The 268-nt window shown below is 72.4% G+C and carries 1 protein-coding gene; it reads left to right on the top strand.

What is annotated here, in order from left to right:
• A partial coding sequence (locus ACL02T_RS35085; RefSeq protein WP_412835118.1) for an SDR family oxidoreductase occupies positions 1-213 on the top strand: 213 nt, incomplete at its 5' end.
• Between the last annotated feature and the right edge of the window lie 55 nt (positions 214-268).

Here is a 268-nt window from a genome sequence, read left to right as displayed (position 1 = left end):
GGTCCGACCGACACCCCGGCGCTGCGCAAGTTCGCGAACAACTCCGGCCAGGACGCCGACAAGGTGCTGGGTGGCATGACCAGGGCCGTGCCGATGAAGCGCCTCGCGGAGCCTTCGGACATCGCCGCCGCGGTGGCCTTCTTCGCCTCCGACGCCGCCGGCTACATCACGGGCCAGACGCTGTCCGTCAGCGGCGGCCTGACGATGGCCTGAGCGTGCGCGTCTCGGGGCCCCGCGAGCCGGTGGAGTGGACGGACGTCGGGAAGGC

It is taken from the genome of Pseudonocardia oceanicola (genome assembly GCF_047200735.1).
Lineage (GTDB): Bacteria > Actinomycetota > Actinomycetes > Mycobacteriales > Pseudonocardiaceae > Pseudonocardia.
Note: the sequence above shows the minus strand (reverse complement) of the source record. Positions and strands in the feature narration are given on the sequence as shown.